The following is an 18360-nucleotide window of genomic DNA, read 5'->3' as shown; positions in this document are numbered from 1 at the left end:
CGTCAGGCCTCGATCCGGATGGCCTGGAGCGGACAGACGTCCGCAGCCTCCTCGACCTCGTCGCGCAACGCGTCGTCGGGGTCGGATACATAGGCCAGTCGCCCGTTGTCGTCCAACTGGAAGACGTCGGGGGCGGCGAAGACGCACTGTCCGTGGTCCTGGCACTTGTTCATGTCGACGACGACCTTCATGGCCGGTCCTCCTGGATGTGAGGGGCGTCGGAGCGCGGAGTGGTGGAAGAAGAGGCCCGGCCTGCGAACACTGCGGTCCTGCGGCCGGGCCCCGGCCAAAGGGGTCGGTGGAACCGAACTGGTCGGTGGAACCGAACACCCTGACTCGTTTGGCTTCAAACAACATAGGAACCCGCGAGGCCCTGGTCAATAGCTATCCAGATGGATAAATTTTTGACGGCAACCCCTTGCGGGAAGGTGGCCACGTTCTTACCGTTTGACTTCAAACGAGTGGCCGCGATCCTGCTCTCCCAGCCGCACGGCACCCCGGCCGCCGTCTTCACTCCGCCACCTTCACGTCCGCCCGAGGAGACATCGGTGAGCGCTCAAGACACCCCTCAACTCCGCCAGCACCTGGAGCGGCTCGCCGCCGAGGGCATCGATGTGGTCCGCGTGACCTATCCCGACCTCATCGGTACCGACCGCGCGCGGGACGTCCTGCTCGATCATCTGCCGGCGGCCTGCGAGCACGGTCTCGCCTTCTGCCGCGCCGCCTACCACACCAGCCCGCAGGGTGACGTCGTCCCGGTCGAGGGCGGCCTGGACGCGGGCCTGCCCGACATCTCCGTGCGCCCCGACCTCGACACCCTGGCCCCGCTCCCCTGGGAGCCGGGCGTCGCGTCCTGCCTGGGCGACGTCACGGATCCGGTGACCGGCGCACCCGCCCCGGAATCGCCCCGCGACCTGCTCCGTACCGTGCTCGCCCGATGCGAGGAGCACGGCCTGCGCCCGGTGGTCGGGCCCGAGCTGGAGTACTTCCTCTGTACGGCCGACCCCGGGTCGCCGAGTGGCTGGCGCCGCTACACGAAGGCGGCCGGCGTCGTCTACACCGCGGGCCTGCGCGCGGACCCGGACAACCACCTGCTGCGCACCCTGCGCCGGCTGCGTGACCTGGGCATCGGCGTCACCAGCGGCAACCACGAGTTCGACGGCGCGCAGTTCGAGATCAACCTCACCCACTCCGACGCCATGGACGCCGCCGACCGCGCCTTCCGCTTCAAGGCCGCCGTCAAGGAGCTGGCCCGGGCCGAGGGCAAGCTCGCCACCTTCATGGCCAAGCCCTTCAACGACGCGGGCGGCTCCGGCTTCCACCTCCATCTGTCCTGCCAGGACAAGGAGGGCCGCAACGCCTTCGACGATCCCTCGGCGCCGTACGGCCTCTCCGACACCGGGCGCCACGCCGTCGCGGGCGTCCTCGCCCATGCGCCCGCCCTCGCCGCGCTGCTCAACCCGACCGTGAACTCCTACAAGCGCTTCGGGCCCGACACCCTCGCGCCCTGGCTCATCGACTGGGGTCTCGACAACCGCAGTGCCATGGTCCGCATCCCGCCCGAGCGCGGCTCCGGTGCCCGCCTCGAGCTGCGCCTCGGGGACGCCAGCGCCAACCCCTATCTGGTGATCGCCGGCACGATCGCCGCCGCCCTCCTCGGTGTTCTGGCCAAGGAGGAGCCGCCTGCCCCGCTGGAGGGCTACGGCTACGACACGGCCAAGGCCGCCCTGCTGCCCCCGACTCTGCCCGCCGCACTCGACGCGCTGGAGGCGGACACGGCGCTCGCCGACATCCTCGGCAAGGCCTTCACCGCTTCCTTCCTCGCCTACAAGCGGAACGAGGTCGAACGCTTCCAACGGCACGTCACCGACTGGGAGTTCACCGAGTACGCCTGCCACCTGTGACGTCTAGGAGACAGCACACCATGACCACCCACCTCCCCGCCGTGACCGAAGCCGCGAACGAGCCCCTCCCCCTGGAGGACGTCGACCTCGCCGACCTCGACAACTACACCGACGGGGTCACCCCCTGGCGGATGTTCCACACCCTGCGCCACGAGGACCCGGTTCACTGGCAGCCGGAAGAGGCCCCCAACTCCGGCTTCTGGGCGGTGACCCGGCACGCGGACATCGCCCGCGTCGACCGCGACGCCGCGACCTTCACCTCCACCAAGTTCGTCAACCTCGAAGAGCTCGACGACGACCAGATCAAGAAGCGCGCCTCGATCCTGGAACTGGACGGCGTCCGTCACCGCGCGATGCGCAGTCTGCTCCAGCGCCAGTTCGGCCAGGGCGTCATCAACGAGTACACCGACTTCCTGCGCGGCCTGACGGCCAGGACACTCGACGCCGCCCTCGCCAAGGGCACCTTCGACTTCGTCGCCGACGTCTCCGCCGACTTCCCCATCAACGTGCTGGCCCGCCTCCTCGACGTACCGCCGGAGGACAACCAGCAGCTCATCGACTGGGGCAACCGCATCATCGGCAACACCGACCCGGACTATGCCGACGTCCTGCTGCACAGCGCGGAGAGCGAGCAGTACCGCGACCTGCCCTTCCGCTCCCCCGCCTCGCTCGAAGTCTTCGAGTACGGAAGGGAGCTGGCCCGCCAGCGGCGCGGCGGAGCCGGCACCGACCTGGTCTCCAAGCTCGTCAACGAGACCCCGCGCGACGGAGTCCCGCTCTCGGCCCAGGACTTCGACAACTACTTCCTGCTGCTGGTGGTGGCGGGCAACGAGACCACCCGCCACACCATCTCGCACTCCATGCTCGCCCTCATCCAGCACCCCGAGCAGCTCGCCAGGCTCCAGGAGGACCCCTCCCTCATCCCGACCGCCGTCGAGGAGTTCCTGCGCTGGGCCTCCCCCGTCTACCACTTCCGTCGCACCGCGACGCGTGACGTCGAACTCGGTGGCAAGCAGGTGAAGGAGGGCGACAAGGTCGTCATGTGGTACGCCTCCGGCAACCGTGACGAGAGCGTCTTCGGTAATCCGTACGACTTCGACGTCACCCGGCAGAACAACGACCACGTCACCTTCGGCAAGGGCAGCCCCCACCTGTGCCTGGGCAACCTGCTGGCCCGCACCGAGATCCGGATCATGTTCGAGGAGCTGATCCCGCGCCTCGCCTCCATCCGCCTCGCCGGCGACGTACCGCGCGTCCGCTCCAACTTCGTCAACGGCATCAAGAAGCTGCCGGTCGAGGTCACCCTCGCCTGACGGGAGCCGACACCGCGTGCCGTCGCCCCGGAATCCGGGCGAGAGCACGCGGTGTCGCGCGGTCGGTGCCGGCGGCACCCAGGCCGCACGGGAACTGAACCCCCGCCCGCCCTGGGGCACGGCGAGCGCAGTGGCTCGTTCGCCCGTCTTGACCGGGCAACCATGACCGGGAGCCCTGCCCATGCAGAGTGAGTACCGTAGGCAGCAGGAGGGCTCCATCGTGGAGATGAGACTCGAAGCCGTAGTCATCCCGGTCTCCGATGTCGACCGGTCCAAGGGTTTCTACGAGGCACTGGGGTGGCGCCCGGATGCTGACTTCGCCGCCGGTGACGGCTTCCGCCTGGTGCAGCTGACACCGCCGGGTTCGGCATGGTCGTGGTCTCGGACATCGACGGCTGGAAACCGCAGGAAGTCACGGAACGGCTTTCAGGCCGGTGCCGCCGCCTGCCCCTGGACCAGCGAACCGGCCGCTCTGGAATGCGCGCCTCCTCGCGGCAGAGCAGACCCTGGGGAGTCATCGGCTCGACCGGACACTGACCGGCGATTGGAGGGACGCGCATGACCGCGACCGTGGATCCGGACCGCTCAACGTGGGATGTGATCGTTCTAGGTGGTGCCGCTGCCGGCGAGAACGCGGCTCAATACGCAAGCCAGTTCTCCGCCCTGTCTTCGGTGCTTGTTGAGGACAGCCTGCTCGGGGGCGAGTGCTCCTACTGGGCCTGCATGCCCAGCAAGGCGCTCCTGCGGCCCGTCGAGGTCGTGGACGCGTCCGCACATCTGCCAGGAGTGTCAGCCCACCTGGAGGCCGCCGAAGTCCTCGCCCGACGTGACCGCGTGATCAATCAACTGGATGACAGCTCGCAGATATCCTGGGCCCTGAACACCGGTATCGACGTGGTCCGCGGTTACGGACGGCTGGCGGGCGAGCGCACCGTCGTCGTGAGCCGCCCGGACGGTTCGACCACGACGATGACGGCCGACCACGCCGTAGTCATCGACACGGGCTCCCGCCCGGCCGTGCCGGACGTTCCGGGGCTACGTGCCGCTCTGCCATGGACGTCCCGCGACGTGACCACCATGCGTGAGGTGCCGCGTCGGGTCATCGTCCTGGGCGGCGGCGTGGTCGCCTGCGAGGCGGCCACCTGGCTGAGCGGACTGGGTGCGAGCGAGGTGTCGGTCGTGTACCGCGGCGAGCGGCTGCTCGCCCGGCAGGAACCCTTCGCGGGCACACTTGTCGGCCAGGCGCTACGGGACAGTGGCGTGCAGTTGTACCCGCGACTCAGCCTCTCCCTGGTGAAGCGGCCCGACGCCCGTGACACCGGGCATGGTCACATCCATGGCGGGGAGATCAGCGTGACACTCGACGACGACACGGTCCTGGTCGCCGACGAGGTCGTCGTAGCCACCGGGCGCATCCCGAACACCGAGGACATCGGTCTCGACACCTTGGGCCTCCGCCCCGGCGGATACATCCGCGTCGACGACCACCAGTGCGTGCAGGAGGTGAACGGCGGCTGGCTGTACGCCGTCGGCGACGTGTGCGGCCGCGCACTGCTGACGCACATGGGCAAGTACCAGGCCCGTATCGCCGGAGAGGTTATCGCCGCACGCGCACAAGGCTCCCCTGATCTGCCCTCGTCCGCCGCCGGACACATCGGGCTGCCCCAAGTCGTCTTCACCACTCCGGAGGTCGGCAGCGCCGGAATGACCGAGCAGCAGGCACGAGACGCCGGCATGGACGTGGAAGTCGTCGAGTACGACCTCGGCGCACTGGCCGGAACCTACGTCATGCGCTCGGACTATCAAGGCCTCGCCAAACTTGTCGTCGACCGCACTGACGACATCGTGGTGGGGGCCACCTTCGTCGGTGCGGGCATCGCCGAACTCGTGCACTCGGCGACCACAGCGATCGTGGGCCGAATTCCTCTCTCCACGCTGTGGCACGTCGTCCCCAGCTATCCGACAGCCAGCGAGATCTGGCTCCGGCTCCTGGAAACCCTCCGCTCGCAGCGGCGTACGGGCAACAAGAGGTGAAACGTCCCTCGGATGAGCAGTGGGCAGTTGCTGATTCGCCAGGGCGAAGACGACCTTCGCGCCGGTGGTACAGTCCATTTCCGGAGTAGTAGATCGGTCGTATACTGACTCCCATGGGACGCACCAGCAACGCCAGGGAGAAGATCCTCAACGCCGCGGAGTCACTCCTTGAGCTGCGAGGCTACTCTGCGCTGGGTACCGCCGAGATCTGCAAGGCCGCGGGCGTGCCGAAGGGAAGCTTCTACCACTTCTTCGAATCCAAGGAAGCGCTGGCCCTGGCTGTTCTGGACGAACACTGGGCCATCCAGCGCAGCGACTGGGCCCGCATCCTGCGCAGCGACGCAGAGCCGCTTCAGCGACTGCGGCAGCTGTTCGAGGAGACCGAGGCCGGCCAGCGCGCAGGGCAGCAAAGCTGTGGAACTGTCTCAGGGTGCATGTTCGGCAACCTGACCCTGGAGATGAGCAACCAGACCGAAGCCATCCGTGAACGCCTGCAGGAGATCTTCGACGCGCAGGTGGACATGGTCGAAGAAGTCGTCCGGGAAGCCCTGGATCGAGGGGAAGTCGCGGTCGGCGATACCCACGAGGCCGCCCGATCCGTCGTGGCCCAACTCGAAGGCCAAGTGCTGTTCGCCAAGCTGTACAACGACACCCAACGCCTCAACCCCCTGTGGGGCAACTGCCTCGCCATCCTCGGTGCCCGCACACCGGAAGACGCTTCCGTAACTGCATAAGCCCGCCCAGACCTGCCGTCGCCGCCGCACACAGCCACCGCACATCCACAGGGGAACACGTCGACTCGACGTCCCAGGCTCCATCCCCGGAGTTGGGTACCGTTCAGGCATGATCAACGGCGCGCACGTCATCCTCTACAGCCAGGACGCGGAGGCGGATCGCGCCTTCTTCAGGGATGTTCTGGGGTATCCACACATCGATGCCGGTGAGGGCTGGCTCATCTTCAAGCTGCCTCCCGCCGAGGTCGCAGTCCACCCCGCCGACGCATCGTCACACGAGTTGTTCCTGATGTGCGATGACGTCAAAGCTACGGTCGATGAGCTCTCGGCGAAGGGCGTCGAGTGTGCCCCGGTCACCAACGCCGGGTGGGGGCTCAAGACCGCGATCCGCCTGCCGGGCGGTGGCGAGCTCGGACTGTACGAGCCGCGCCACAAAAGGGCACACGAACTCTGATCCGCGAAGCCGAGCGAGCGTTGCTGAGCGAGCGTAAGTGAAGGTCGGGCGGTGAGCGTTCACCAGGGAGTCGCACGGTGGCCTGCCTCCTCCGCAAGGAAGTACGGCGCGAACGATGCGCAAAAGCAGTGGACAACGATCACGCGAGCGGCAGACTGGCCCCATGACCGCATCGGATCCCAAGACCGACCTCCACTTCTACCTGCAGTCCGCTCGCGATGCCCTGCTGTGGAAGCTCGAAGGGCTCTCGGAGTACGACATCCGCCGCCCGCTGACGCCGACCGGCACCAACCTGCTCGGCCTGGTGAAACACGTGGCCAGCGTGGAGCTGGGCTACCTCGGCGACACCTTCGGACGGCCGTCGGACGAGTCGCTGCCGTGGCTCGAAGACGATGCCGAGCCCAATGCGGACATGTGGGTCACCGCCGACGAGTCACGCGATGACATCGTGCAGCTTTACCGGCGCGCGTGGGCGCACGCGGACGCGACGATCGACGCGCTGGCGCTGGACACGATCGGCAAGGTGCCGTGGTGGCCGAGCAGCAGAAACGAGCTGACGCTGCATCATGCCGTGGTGCGCGTGATCGCTGATACGCATCGACATGCCGGACACGCCGATATCGTTCGGGAACTCATCGACGGGGCCGTGGGGATGAACGAGGGCAACGACAGCATGGCGCCGGGTGACCCGGCGTGGTGGGAGACCCATCGAAACCGACTGGAGCGTGCGGCTCAGGAAGCCGACACAGCCTCCTCCGGCAGTTCCTGAACGAAGGCGCCGACCCGCGAACTCCTCTATGCCTGCAAGAACGCCAGGATGTCGGGATTGAGGATGTCCGGATGCGTCGACAACATGCCGTGGGGAAGCCCCTCATAGCTCTTCAGGGTGCCGTGTCTCAGGAGTTCGGCCGACAACGGCGCTGAATCCGGATACGGCACGATCTGATCGTCGGTGCCGTGGGCGACAAGGACCGGGACGTCGATCTTTTTGAGGTCCTCATTGAAGTCGGTCTCGGAGAACGCCTTGATGCATTCGTAGTGGGCGTTGGCCGCACCCATCATCCCCTGCCGCCACCAGTTGTCGATCAGGCCCTGCGACACTTTCGCGCCGGGCCGGTTGAAGCCGTAGAACGGACCCGTCGGCAGGTCGATGTAGAACTGCGAGCGATTGGCGGTGAGGGCCGTACGCATTTCGTCGAAGGCTTCGATCGGCAAGCCGCCGGGATTGGCGGCCGACTTGACCATGATCGGCGGCACCGCGCCGACAAGCACCGCCTTCCCGACCCGTCCCGGCTTGGCGCGCGCAACATAGCGCGTGACCTCGCCGCCGCCGGTCGAGTGCCCGATGTGGAAGGCCCCTTGCAGATCGAGCGCATCGGTCAGCGCCGCCACATCGGCGGCATAAGTGTCCATCTCATGACCGGTCGCGGTCTGGGTGGAGCGCCCGTGGCCACGTCGATCGTGGGCGATCACCCGATAGCCGTGCGCAAGGAAAAACAACATCTGATTGTCCCAGTCGTCGGCGCTGAGTGGCCAGCCATGATGGAAGACGATGGGCTGGCCGTCGCGTGGACCCCAGTCCTTGTAGAAGATGCTCGCGCCGTCTTTGGTGGTGACCGTGCTCATTGCTGATCCTTCCGCGTGAATGGCCGAAGAGGTCGTGAATGGCCGAAGCGGTGGGGGTGCGCGACAACCTTTCAGCCGCAGCGAGACAGGCAGGCCCCAGTGGGATCGGGCCGCCGAACCCACGGGAGGCTGCGGCTTGATCCATTGCTGGCCACCATACGCTCAAGTCCGGCTGGACTCATCTCCTGGCAACCAACGGATCGACGGCCTTGCCGAGTGCTTCAAAAACCGAAACCCGTACCGGTCATCGAGTGGACCGTACGTCGTCGGTCACGGCGTCAAATGGCGTTCGGCGCCTACTCACTTCCCCACGTGGGACCCTGTCTGTTCACTCCGCCGTTGGCGACGACTGGGTTACTCCGTTTGCGAGAGGCTTTCCACAGGCGCATGGTGGATGCAGGGGACACAGGGCCGTGGCAGTGGACTGGCGATTCCTGCGTCGCCCTCCTGGAAGGTTCTGCTCACTCAGGCAGCTGCCTGCGAATCAGCCTCCAGCCTGGAATACAGGAGGCGCGATGGTTGCCCTTTCCAATGTTCGGCTCGGAAAGCACAACGACGACGTAGAGGCCCTTCAACTTGCCCTGATCGACCTGGGGTTCAGCATTCCGGCAGGAGCCACAGGATTCTTCGGAGACGAGACGAGGTCTGCGTACGCCGCCTGGCAGCGCAAGCTGGGCTTCACCGGCGCGGACGCTGACGGATTCCCCGGCTGTTCCTCCCTGTCAAAGCTCGGGAGTAGAGCAGGGTTTAACGTGGATTGTCGGCACCCAGGGCGCATCGCGAAGAGCTCGGTTCGGTTCTCGAGGAACTCTGGCATCCCGAACGACAAGGACACCGTGCGCACCTATGCCGAACAGGCATGTGCCAGGACGGGGGCGCCACCCGGCTGGGTCACCGGGGTCAGTAACGGTGCGAGCCTGCTCACTCTCATACAGCGAGAGTCGTCCTTCCGGTCCAACGCGGTGAACGTGCGGGACAAGAATGCAACGGGACCTGTTCAGTCGGACGGCTCCAAGCTCAACTGCTCACGCGGTTACGCACAGGTGATTCCCGGAACGTTCGCCGCTGATCACCAGGAAGGCACCTCCACCCAAATCTATGATCCCGTCGCGAATATCGCGGCGGCGATCAACTATATCTGGGGGAGGTACGGAGACATCTCGCGTGTCCAACAGGCGAATCCACACCTACCCCCGCATCCCTACTGAGGAGAGAGTCATGCCCGGGTTTGAGCCGTTCCCTGGAGCGGCCTTCTTCCACATAGGACAGCGCAGTCCGATAGTCCGTGCGATGGGGAAGCGTCTCGTCGAGGAAGGATGCGGGCACTACCACACGGGACCGGGTCCTGAGTGGACCGATGCGGACCGTCAGTCCTTTGCGGCCTGGCAGCGCAAGCTCAGCTTCTCGGGAAGCGATGCCGACGGCATCCCCGGACGCCAGTCCTGGGATCGCCTCCACGTGCCAAAAACACCCGGCGAAGGCCACGTCCCCTCGCCCGTGCCCGGGCACGGGATCACGACCGCCTATCACAAGAAGGGGCCGCACTGGAGCCTGGGCTACCACACGGGCGCAGACTACGCTGCCGCACAAGGCACGCCCTGTGTCGCCGTAAAGAACGGTTCGGTCCGCACCGGGGAAGACCGCAGTTTCGGCCACTATCTCGTACTCACCACCGGCGGATCCGACTATTACTACTGCCACCTCTCCAAGCGCCTCGTCACCCGTGGTTCCGTGCGAGCCGGGCAGCCGATCGCCCACGTCGGCGCCACCGGAAACGCCACCGGACCACACCTGCACTTCGAAAAGCGTCCAGCTGGTAAGGGCTTCGGCTCTGACGTGCCTCCCACCTGGTAACACTCCCGGCCCGAACCTGCCGGCACCCGCCGAGCCGCATTTAATTTCAAATGAAATCATTTCGAATGAGTCGATGGCTGGTAAAGTGCCATCATGACCGCAGATGTTCCTCACAGTTCCACCGCCTCGCGTGCGACCGACCGCCCCGGGGATACCTCACCTTTCGCTCTCGGCTTGCTGCTGCGCCGGGCGCACTGGCGCGCGGCCGCGGTGATGGCGGAGGCGTTTCGGCCGCTCGGCATCGAGCTGCGGCATTTTGCCGTGCTGCTCGTACTGGTCGACCGCGGGCCCACTGTCCAGCGGGACTTGGCGGCGGCGACGGGATCGGACAAGGCGGGGATCATGCGGGTCGTGGACGACCTGGAGCGCAAGGGGCTGGCCGTACGCAAGACCGTTCCGGGGGACCGGCGAGTGCGGGCAGTGGAGATCACGCCTCAGGGACTCGAGCTTTTCGACGCAGCCCATGTGGCCGCGGAGCCGCTGGCTGAGCGTCTGGTTGCCGAACTCGGGCCCGGCGAGCCCGAGCAGCTGGCGAACCTGCTGACCCGGTTTGCCCATCCCGCGGACGGGGAGTCGTAAGCGCACCCGCGCGCCGGTTGCCTGCCCCGTGGGCGTGCTGCGCCTCATGCGGCTTTCGCGGCGAACCCGGCCCCGAAGGCGGCAGCCATCGCCGCTGCACGCCGCCCCGCCGTCAGCCGATGGTCAGGGCTTCGTCACCGACGGGCGTCCAGTCGTCCTCACCGGTTGCAATCTCAGCGGACCGGCACGCCCACCTGCTCGGGCCGGTCGGCGGCAGGCCCCGGCATCGCGGAGGACGACCCGCTCCCGGAGCCGGGCGAAGGCCCGTCTCCAGGAGCACGCAGGCGGGCGAGAACCCCGTCATGCAGCCGTTCACATCAGAGCTGAACGCCATCTCGAGCCCCGCGGGCTTCAGTTCCTCAGGTTCGCCCGGACGGCCCCGGCCACAACGGCTTCTTCAAGTCGCCCGACGGGACCGAGGACTGGATGGTCTACCACGCCAACAACTCCGCCGACGGTGGCTGCGACATGAACCGCACCACCAGAGCGCAGAAGTTCACCTGGAACGCCGACGGTACGCCGAACTTCGGCACTCCGGTGGCGCTCGGCGTCCCATTGACCGCGCCCTCGGGCGAGTGACTTGTTCTCCGTGCAGGCAACGGCGTCCAGGTCGAGGTGAGGTACGGATCCGGGTCACGGTTCGGCGGTCCACACCCCGAGGGGGTGAACGTCCGGCTTCAGCCACAGCTGAGGCTGTGACTGCCGATGGCGTTGCCCGGTCCGTTCATCTCAGTGAAAGCGGTTGTCCGCGTCAGGCCACACAGTCCGCAGGACCGGGAAGGGAGGCCGCCGGTAGAACCCGACAGCCCGGCCGAAGTACGCCCGGTGCCGGCGCAGATCGACACCCCCGAGCACCACCGGGTGGCCTTCGACGACTCCCTGGTGCTCTTGGCCGTCTTCCAGTACCGCGCCGGCTGCGGCTCGGTCCCCGAGCGTGTTGAGCATGCGGTGCATGTCGTGAACATCGAGACCGGAAGAGACCGGGACGGTGGGGCCGGGCCGGCTCGCTCGACACTGTCACCGCACGCGTGCCTCGGGAAGCGGCGATGCCGCCAGGCTACGCCCGTCGCAAAGAAAGGCAAGGAGAGTATCCACTCCTCGCCACTCTTAACTTATAGCGCACAGGGGGGCTTGCGGCAAGGCCCGGGTCGTACCGCAGAATCTCCGGCCGAGGCCAAAAGCTGCAGAAAACGGGGAGTCGCGAATGCGTGTGTTGTTGTCGACGTATGGGTCGCGCGGGGACGTCGAACCGCTGGTGGGACTCGCGGTGGCGGTGCGGGGACTCGGCGCGGAGGTGCGGGTGTGCGCGCCGCCGGACGAGGAGTTCGCGGAGTTGCTGGCCGGTGTGGGTGTGCCGCTGGTGCCCGTCGGCCGGTCGGCGCGCGCGCTGACGGCGGCGGCGGCGCCGCCGTCGGCGGCGAACCTGCCCCGGCGCGCGGCGGAGTTGATCGCCGGCCAGTTCGAGGCGGTGACCGCGGCGGCCGAGGGATGTGACGCGCTGGTGGCGACCGGCGTGATGCCGGCTGCGGCCGGCGCGCGGTCGGTGGCCGAGAAACTGGGCATCCGCTCGGTGTCCGTGACCTTCCAGCAGCTCACCCTGCCGTCGCCGCACCACCCGCCTCTGGCGTATCCGGGTCGGCCGTTCCCCCCGGAGGTGACCGACAACCGGGTGCTGTGGGACCTGGACGCCCAGAGCATCGACGCGCTGTTCGGTGAGGCGCTCAACACCAACCGGGCGTCGATCGGCCTGCCCCCGGTGGAGAACGTGCGCGACTACGTCATCGGCGACCAGCCGTGGTTGGCGACGGACCCGATCCTGGACCCGTGGCAGGAGACGCCGGACCTCGACGTGGTGCAGACCGGCGCGTGGATCCTGCCGGACGAACGACCGCTCCCGGCCGAGTTGGTGGCGTTCCTGGACGCCGGCACACCACCGGTGTACGTGGGCTTCGGCAGCATGCCCATGCACACATCGACGGACGTCGCCCAGGTGGCCATCGAGGCGATCCGCGCGCAGGGCCGCCGCGCACTCGTCAGGCGCGGCTGGGCCGACCTTGCCCTGATCGACAACCGGGACGACTGCTTCGTCGTCGGTGAGATCAATCAGCAGGCACTCTTCGGCCGGGTGGCCGCCGTCGTGCACCACGGCGGCGCGGGCACCACCACGACGGCCACCCGGGCCGGCGCGCCTCAGGTGGTGGTACCCCAGGCGACGGACCAGCCGTACTGGGCCGGCCGGGTGGCCGACCTGGGCATCGGCGCGGCACACGCTGGTCCGACTCCGACCTTCGAGTCCCTGTCCGCCGCGCTCAGCACGGCCCTGGCCCCCGAGACCCGCGCACGGGCGGCCGCCGTTGCCGGCGAGATCCGCAGCGACGGGGCGACGGTGGCCGCGAAGCTGCTGCTCGACGAGATCAGCCGAGAAAAGCCGCCCGTGTCCGCGTGAACCACGCGGGATCGTCGAGCCGGAACCCAGAACACGAGAACGTGCGAACCCTGGCGACCCCGACCGACAACGGCCCGCGGGGTCCACGTCAGGCGGAGCCTCGCTCGTCCTGGCCGCCGGGTTCGTCACGCCGGTTCACATGCCTTGCCGCGCGAAATGGTCGTATGCGACCACAGATCGGAGCTTACTGTGAACCCCCAGACGACCCGGGCGTTTGACCTACCCGACCACCTCTCCCCCAAGGCCGACCCGACGCTGATCGCCGGCGATGAGCAGCATTTCGCGGCCATCGCGGAGTGCCTCGAGCAGTCGATCGCCGATCTGTCCGACCGCCTCGACGCCGAACTCAAGGCGCCCGGCGGCACGGGCCGGCAGGCGATGGACCGGGACGTCGAGATCCACCGGCTGACCGCTCGCCTGCGCACACTTCGCCGCTTCGGTCTCGACCTGTGCCTCGGACACATGGTCGGCGCGGACGATCCTGAGCCCGTGTACGTCGGACGACTTGGCCTTACGGACAGCGCGGGTCGCCGGCTGCTGCTCGACTGGCGCTCCCCCGCGGCTGAGCCGTTCTTCGGAGCCACCCACGCCAACCCGATGGGTCTGGCGAGCCGCCGCAGGTATCGCTGGACCAACGGCCGGATCAGCGACTACTGGGACGAGGTGTTCACCTCGGACGGGATTGTCGGGCACGCCGCGCTCGACGACCAGTCCGCCTTCATCGCCAGCCTGGGCAGCAACCGCTCGGCACGGATGCGAGACGTGCTCGGCACCATCCAGGCCGACCAGGACGCCATCATCCGCGCGGGATCCCGCGGCGCTCTCGTCGTCGACGGCGGTCCGGGTACGGGGAAGACCGTCGTCGCTCTGCACCGCTCCGCCTACCTCCTCCATTCCGACCCCCGCCTCGGTCACCGTCGGGGCGGCGTGTTGTTCGTCGGTCCGCACCGGCCCTACCTGGCCTACGTCGCCGACGTCCTCCCCAGCCTCGGAGAGGAGGGAGTGCAGACCTGCACCCTTCGGGACCTCGTCGCCGAGGGAGCCGCGGCAGCGATCGAGACCGACCCTGACGTGGCCCTCCTGAAGTCGTCCGCGAACATGGTGAAGGCGATCGAGACGGCCGTCAGGTTCTACGAGGAGCCGCCCGCCAAGGGGATGACGGTCACGACCCACTGGTCCGACCTGCGGCTGAGCGCCGACGACTGGGCCGTGGCGTTCGAAGCGGCAGATCCCGGTACTCCGCACAACGAGGCGCGCGACCAGGTCTGGGAGGAGCTGCTCACCATCCTGGTGGACAAGCACGACGGCGACGTCTCGGCCGACCTACTGCGCAAGTCGCTGCTGCAGAACAGGGAGCTGCTGACGACCTTCAACCGCGCGTGGCCGCTGCTCGAAGCGGCCGACCTCGTCGGAGACTTGTGGTCGGTACCCGCCTACCTGCGGATGTGCGCTCCCTGGCTCAGCCGCGACGAGGTTCACAGGCTCCAGCGCGGGGACGCCCAGGCCTGGACGGTGTCCGACCTGCCGCTCCTGGACGCGGCACGGCAGCGGCTCGGCGATCCGGAGGCGACACGGCGCAAGCGTCGGCACGAGGCCGTCCTCGCCGCCCAGCGCGAGCGGATGGCGCAGGTCGTCGACAACCTGATCGGGGCCGCAGCCGACTCCGGCGCCGACGGCGACGACGGCGAAGGCCTGGTGACGATGCTGCGCGGCGAGGACGCCCAGGTCAGCCTGGTCGACGAGTCCGAACTGCCCACCGTCGACCCGGACCTGCTCGCCGGCCCGTTCGCGCACATCGTCGTGGACGAGGCTCAGGAACTGACCGACGCGGAGTGGCAGATGTTGCTGCTCCGGTGCCCGTCCCGGAGCTTCACCATCGTCGGGGACCGTGCCCAGGCCAGGCACGGGTTCACGGAGTCGTGGCAGGAACGGCTCGAGCGGATCGGGCTCGACCGGATCAGCCTGGCCTCCCTGAGCATCAACTACCGGACGCCGGAAGAAGTCATGGCGGAAGCCGAGCCGGTCATCCGGGCCGTGCTCCCGGACGCCAACGTGCCCACCTCCATCCGCAGCGGGGGCGTCCCCGTCGTACACGGCTCTGCTTCGGATCTGAGCTCGGTCCTCGGCACCTGGCTCGCCGCACATGCCGAGGGGATCGCCTGTGTCATCGGCGATCCCACGTTCCGGGCGACGTCCCGCGTCCGGTCGCTGACCCCGGAGTTGTCGAAGGGGCTCGAGTTCGACCTGGTCGTCCTCCTCGACCCGGAGGACTTCGGAGGGGGCATCGAAGGAGCGGTCGACCGCTATGTGGCGATGACCCGAGCGACCCAGCAACTCGTCATCCTCACGAGCTCCTGATGTCGGCCGGACGAACGCGCCCACTCCCGGCCGAGTCGGCGGCGTTCCGCGGCGGCAGACCGACGTCGTACTCCCCGGTGAGCAACAGCGCCGGCCTCGTCGCTGGGCCAGCGCTCGTGCTTCTCGCGTTGTACGTTCGCCCCCTCTCCTACCGGCGGCGCGCCGGGCCGGACCGCGGCAGCGTGCGGGGTTACGGTCGGCGTCATGGGCGGTGATCGCCAAGAGTGGCGCCAGTGTTTGCTCAGCGGGGCGGTGTTCGCCGTGTGCATGACCGGCACCACGCTGCCGACTCCCCTCTACGGCCTCTACCAGGAGAAGTTCGGGTTCTCCGAGCTGACGGTCACCGTCGTGTACGCCGTGTACGCCTTCGGGGTCATCGGCGTGCTGCTGCTGGCGGGCAACGCCTCGGACGCCGTGGGCAGGCGTCCGGTGCTGCTGTGGGGTCTGGGATTCGCGGCGGCGAGCGCCGTCTGTTTCCTGTGCGCCACCGGGCTGGGCTGGCTGTATACGGGGCGGCTGCTGTCGGGACTGTCCGCCGGTCTGTTCACCGGCGCCGCCACGGCGTACGTGATGGAGTTGGCACCGTACGGCGGCGCCTCCAGAGCCACGTTCGTGGCGACGGCCGCCAACATGGGCGGGCTGGGCTGCGGCCCGCTGCTCGCCGGGGTGCTCGCGCAGGTCGCTCCCTGGCCGCTGTACCTGCCGTTCGCCGTGCACCTCGCCCTGGTGGCCTGCTCGGCCGCCGTCCTGCTGTGGCTTCCGGAGACGGTACGGGAGCGGCGGGCGCTGAGCACCGTACGGCCGCAGCGGCCCAGCCTGCCCACGCAGGTGCGGTCGGTGTTCGGGCCGGCGGCGATCGCCTCATTCGTGGGGTTCGCATTGTTCGGGGTGTTCACGTCGGTCAGCCCTGCGTTCCTCGCACAGTCCCTGAACGTGCACAACCACGCGGTGAGCGGGCTGATCGTCGCGCTGGCCTTCTTCGCCTCGACCGCCGGACAGCTGGCCGTCGGCCGGGTCGGAGTGGGGCGATCGCTCCCACTGGGCTGCGCCGGACTCCTCACAGGGCTGGCCCTGCTGGCGGGCGCGCTGCGGTGGGACCTGCTGGTGCTGGTGGTGCTGAGTGCGATCGTCGGTGGGGGCGGACAGGGGCTGGCGTTTCGCGGGGCGTTGTCCGCGGTGGCGGAGGCATCTCCCGCGGACCAGCGCGCGGCGGTGATCTCGACGCTGTTCGTGGTGGCGTACGCGGGCATCTCGGTGCCGGTGATCGGTGTGGGGGTACTGGCGGGGCCGATCGGCCTGGAGGGTGCTGGCCTGGTGTTCATCGCGTGCATGGCCGTCCTGGTCTCGACCGCGGCCGTCTACCTGGTCCGGCGGCCGGTAGCGGCGAGGGCGTGAGCGCGTACGGGCGCGACCGGGTCAGAACAGCCGGGTCCCGCCACGCCACTCCCGAGCGCAGCTGCCGCGTCCATGACTCATACACCCGGCCACGTGGCTGAAGAGCGAGTCGCGCAAGGCGAACGCTGAGGGCGAGTGACGCAACCCACGGCGTGGAAATCTCGGAGGTGTGCGGCCACGACCTCGCTGTTCTCCCGCGCCCGGATCAGGCACCCCCGCCATCCGAGGTACCTGCACCACTGCGACAGAACCTGCACCGCCTTGTCCACTACGGGGCGGATCTCGAGAGCGCCTCGGACCTGGCCACACAGCAGCGCCTGCGCGGGAGGAAGCGGCCGGACAGTGGGGGCGGACCTCCGCGCCGGCTCGGGGGAAACACGGCACGAAGGCCCGCACCTACATTCTCCGCTCCGATGCCCGAGTCCGCCTCCCGCGCGCTGCGCCGCGGCTTCCGGGTCGATGTCCTGTTCCGCTTCCGCCCGGCCGTCGTCGACGTGCTCCTCGGCCGGTGCCTTGACGGACCCCTGCCACGGTCTCGTCGGCGGTCGTGCCGTCGCCGTTCCCGCGTACGTCGAAGGCGAGCGCCGGCACGACAGCGCGCCCGTCCCCGGACGCTGCGGCCTGGCCGCTTCACCAGCACGATCACCCACATCCCGCCCGCGTGGTGCGATGCCGGTCGCCGAAGTGAACTCCGGGCGTGGGCGGGAAAGTTGATGTGGGAAGCTGTCGCCAACCGTTCGCGGGCAGGGAGCCGTGGCGGTCGTCGAGAGGAGCGCAGCGTGAGACAGGACGGCTTCCGTGCCGAGGAGATCGACACCAGCAGGCCGCATCCTGCGCGGATCTACGATTACCTGCTGGGCGGCAAGGACAACTACGAGGTGGACGTCCAGGCCGGCGAGAAACTCGCCGCTGCGGCGCCCGAGGTGCGGATCGGCCTGCGGGCCAACCGCGCCTTCCTTCAGCGTGCAGTCCGGTACGTCGTCAGAAGCGGCGTCCGGCAGATCCTCGACGTCGGCACCGGACTTCCCACCTCGCCCAACGTGCACGAGATCGCTCACGCGGAGGCGCCGGACGTGCGCGTCGCGTACGTCGACAACGATCCGATCGTGAAGGCACACGCCGACGCGCTGCTCAGCGGCTCCGGCGCGACCAGCATCGTGCTCGCTGACCTGCGCGACCCGCGGACCATCGTGGACCATCCCGACGTCCGCCGCGTCATCGACTTCGACGAGCCGGTTGCCCTGCTCCTTGCCGCCATCCTCCACTTCCTCACCGACGCGGAGAATCCCCAGCAGATCGTCGCCACCCTGCGGGACGCACTACCGGCCGGCAGCTTCCTGGTGCTCTCGCACGCCACGGGTGACTTCGCCGATCGCAGCGAAGCCCAGGCCATCTACCACAAGGCCACCGCCACCCTGAACCTGCGCTCCCGCACCGAGGTCGAGCGGTTCTTCGACGGCTTCGAACTGGTCGAACCCGGCCTGGCCCAGGTCCCCTTCTGGCGCCCGGACAGCCCGCCGCCGGAACGATCCGGCGAGATCGGCTTCTACGGCGGCGTGGCACGCAAGACCGGCTGAACGACCAACGGCGGGGAACTGCGTTGTCAGCGGCGGTTGCGGAGATCCGCCCGTCGAAAATTTCGATTATGCATTCGATTAATTGA

Annotated in this window: 16 protein-coding genes and 4 pseudogenes; 17 read left to right on the top strand and 3 right to left on the bottom strand. The window is 68.3% G+C overall.

All coding sequences use genetic code 11. The features are described 5' to 3' along the window. Positions 1-2: 2 nt before the first annotated feature. Positions 3-191 (bottom strand): ferredoxin, encoded by a 189-nt coding sequence (locus ACFY16_RS24595; RefSeq protein WP_138044410.1) that lies wholly within the window; start codon positions 189-191, stop codon positions 3-5. A gap of 357 nt (positions 192-548) precedes the next feature. On the opposite strand from ACFY16_RS24595, the gene ACFY16_RS24590 reads away from it, so the two are divergent. From ACFY16_RS24590 to ACFY16_RS24560, 7 genes are all read left to right on the top strand, one after another. After that, the gene (locus tag ACFY16_RS24590) at positions 549-1904 is read left to right on the top strand and encodes a glutamine synthetase family protein (RefSeq protein ID WP_390649324.1); all 1356 of its coding nucleotides are present in this window, start codon (positions 549-551) and stop codon (positions 1902-1904) included. Positions 1905-1924: 20 nt separating this feature from the next. Next, positions 1925-3217 (top strand): cytochrome P450, encoded by a 1293-nt coding sequence (locus ACFY16_RS24585; protein ID WP_390649323.1) that lies wholly within the window; start codon positions 1925-1927, stop codon positions 3215-3217. 181 nt (positions 3218-3398) lie between these two features. After that, positions 3399-3779 carry a hypothetical protein gene (locus ACFY16_RS24580; protein WP_390649322.1) on the top strand — a complete coding sequence of 127 codons (381 nt, stop codon included), beginning with the start codon at positions 3399-3401 and terminating at the stop codon, positions 3777-3779. Continuing rightward, the gene (locus ACFY16_RS24575; protein ID WP_390649321.1) at positions 3776-5251 is read left to right on the top strand and encodes a dihydrolipoyl dehydrogenase family protein; all 1476 of its coding nucleotides are present in this window, start codon (positions 3776-3778) and stop codon (positions 5249-5251) included. Before ACFY16_RS24580 ends, ACFY16_RS24575 begins: the two co-directional genes overlap by 4 nt. A 113-nt stretch (positions 5252-5364) precedes the next feature. Next, positions 5365-5985 carry a TetR/AcrR family transcriptional regulator gene (locus ACFY16_RS24570; protein ID WP_390649320.1) on the top strand — a complete coding sequence of 207 codons (621 nt, stop codon included), beginning with the start codon at positions 5365-5367 and terminating at the stop codon, positions 5983-5985. A gap of 109 nt (positions 5986-6094) precedes the next feature. After that, a complete protein-coding gene (locus tag ACFY16_RS24565; RefSeq protein WP_390649319.1) occupies positions 6095-6439 on the top strand; it encodes an extradiol dioxygenase in 345 nt (114 codons plus the stop codon). Positions 6440-6602: 163 nt separating this feature from the next. Next, positions 6603-7208 carry a DinB family protein gene (locus tag ACFY16_RS24560; RefSeq protein ID WP_390649318.1) on the top strand — a complete coding sequence of 202 codons (606 nt, stop codon included), beginning with the start codon at positions 6603-6605 and terminating at the stop codon, positions 7206-7208. 26 nt (positions 7209-7234) lie between these two features. On the opposite strand, the gene ACFY16_RS24555 is transcribed toward ACFY16_RS24560, so the two are convergent. Beyond that, on the bottom strand, positions 7235-8065 hold the full coding sequence (locus ACFY16_RS24555) for an alpha/beta fold hydrolase (RefSeq protein ID WP_390649317.1): 831 nt from the start codon (positions 8063-8065) through the stop codon (positions 7235-7237). 515 nt (positions 8066-8580) lie between these two features. Here ACFY16_RS24555 and ACFY16_RS24550 point away from each other — a divergent pair. The 6 genes and pseudogenes from ACFY16_RS24550 to ACFY16_RS24525 all read left to right on the top strand — a co-directional run. Continuing rightward, positions 8581-8796: pseudogene (locus ACFY16_RS24550) on the top strand (peptidoglycan-binding protein); the annotation flags it as partial. A 21-nt stretch (positions 8797-8817) separates the two neighbouring features. Further along, positions 8818-9273 carry a transglycosylase SLT domain-containing protein gene (locus ACFY16_RS24545; protein WP_390649496.1) on the top strand — a complete coding sequence of 152 codons (456 nt, stop codon included), beginning with the start codon at positions 8818-8820 and terminating at the stop codon, positions 9271-9273. 13 nt (positions 9274-9286) lie between these two features. Next, positions 9287-9529 (top strand): annotated as a pseudogene (locus tag ACFY16_RS24540) (peptidoglycan-binding protein); the annotation flags it as partial. Next, positions 9524-9919, top strand: a complete 396-nt coding sequence (locus ACFY16_RS24535; RefSeq protein ID WP_390649495.1) for a M23 family metallopeptidase — start codon at positions 9524-9526, stop codon at positions 9917-9919. The pseudogene ACFY16_RS24540 and the gene ACFY16_RS24535, both read left to right, overlap by 6 nt. 93 nt (positions 9920-10012) lie before the next feature. Further along, positions 10013-10498 (top strand): MarR family winged helix-turn-helix transcriptional regulator, encoded by a 486-nt coding sequence (locus ACFY16_RS24530; RefSeq protein ID WP_390649316.1) that lies wholly within the window; start codon positions 10013-10015, stop codon positions 10496-10498. Positions 10499-10873: 375 nt separating this feature from the next. Next, a pseudogene (locus tag ACFY16_RS24525) lies at positions 10874-11077 on the top strand (family 43 glycosylhydrolase); the annotation flags it as partial. A gap of 150 nt (positions 11078-11227) precedes the next feature. Here ACFY16_RS24525 and ACFY16_RS24520 read toward each other — a convergent pair. Then, a pseudogene (locus tag ACFY16_RS24520) lies at positions 11228-11464 on the bottom strand (DUF4262 domain-containing protein); the annotation flags it as partial. A gap of 238 nt (positions 11465-11702) precedes the next feature. Here ACFY16_RS24520 and ACFY16_RS24515 point away from each other — a divergent pair. The 4 genes from ACFY16_RS24515 (at position 11703) to ACFY16_RS24500 (ending at position 18274) form a co-directional block, all read left to right on the top strand. Then, on the top strand, positions 11703-12944 hold the full coding sequence (locus ACFY16_RS24515; RefSeq protein ID WP_390649315.1) for a glycosyltransferase: 1242 nt from the start codon (positions 11703-11705) through the stop codon (positions 12942-12944). A gap of 189 nt (positions 12945-13133) precedes the next feature. Further along, on the top strand, positions 13134-15302 hold the full coding sequence (gene helR / locus ACFY16_RS24510) for an RNA polymerase recycling motor ATPase HelR (protein ID WP_390649314.1): 2169 nt from the start codon (positions 13134-13136) through the stop codon (positions 15300-15302). A gap of 204 nt (positions 15303-15506) precedes the next feature. Then, on the top strand, positions 15507-16697 hold the full coding sequence (locus ACFY16_RS24505; RefSeq protein WP_390649313.1) for an MFS transporter: 1191 nt from the start codon (positions 15507-15509) through the stop codon (positions 16695-16697). A gap of 779 nt (positions 16698-17476) precedes the next feature. Beyond that, positions 17477-18274: an SAM-dependent methyltransferase gene (locus tag ACFY16_RS24500; RefSeq protein WP_390649312.1), complete on the top strand. Its 798-nt coding sequence runs from the start codon at positions 17477-17479 to the stop codon at positions 18272-18274. Positions 18275-18360: the final 86 nt, after the last annotated feature.

Origin of the sequence: Streptomyces sp. NPDC001315, assembly GCF_042896175.1 — a bacterium.
GTDB lineage: Bacteria > Actinomycetota > Actinomycetes > Streptomycetales > Streptomycetaceae > Streptomyces.
Note: the sequence above shows the minus strand (reverse complement) of the source record. Positions and strands in the feature narration are given on the sequence as shown.

Bases quoted from the DNA above. Each gene is read 5' to 3' on its own strand.
- ACFY16_RS24565 (WP_390649319.1), top strand. From the start codon at position 6,095: ATGATCAACGGCGCGCACGTCATCCTCTACAGCCAGGACGCGGAGGCG.
- ACFY16_RS24560 (WP_390649318.1), top strand. From the start codon at position 6,603: ATGACCGCATCGGATCCCAAGACCGACCTCCACTTCTACCTGCAGTCC.
- ACFY16_RS24585 (WP_390649323.1), top strand. From the start codon at position 1,925: ATGACCACCCACCTCCCCGCCGTGACCGAAGCCGCGAACGAGCCCCTC.
- ACFY16_RS24575 (WP_390649321.1), top strand. From the start codon at position 3,776: ATGACCGCGACCGTGGATCCGGACCGCTCAACGTGGGATGTGATCGTT.
- ACFY16_RS24580 (WP_390649322.1), top strand. From the start codon at position 3,399: ATGCAGAGTGAGTACCGTAGGCAGCAGGAGGGCTCCATCGTGGAGATG.
- ACFY16_RS24530 (WP_390649316.1), top strand. From the start codon at position 10,013: ATGACCGCAGATGTTCCTCACAGTTCCACCGCCTCGCGTGCGACCGAC.
- ACFY16_RS24595 (WP_138044410.1), bottom strand. From the start codon at position 191: ATGAAGGTCGTCGTCGACATGAACAAGTGCCAGGACCACGGACAGTGC.
- ACFY16_RS24515 (WP_390649315.1), top strand. From the start codon at position 11,703: ATGCGTGTGTTGTTGTCGACGTATGGGTCGCGCGGGGACGTCGAACCG.
- ACFY16_RS24570 (WP_390649320.1), top strand. From the start codon at position 5,365: ATGGGACGCACCAGCAACGCCAGGGAGAAGATCCTCAACGCCGCGGAG.
- ACFY16_RS24555 (WP_390649317.1), bottom strand. From the start codon at position 8,065: ATGAGCACGGTCACCACCAAAGACGGCGCGAGCATCTTCTACAAGGAC.
- ACFY16_RS24505 (WP_390649313.1), top strand. From the start codon at position 15,507: ATGGGCGGTGATCGCCAAGAGTGGCGCCAGTGTTTGCTCAGCGGGGCG.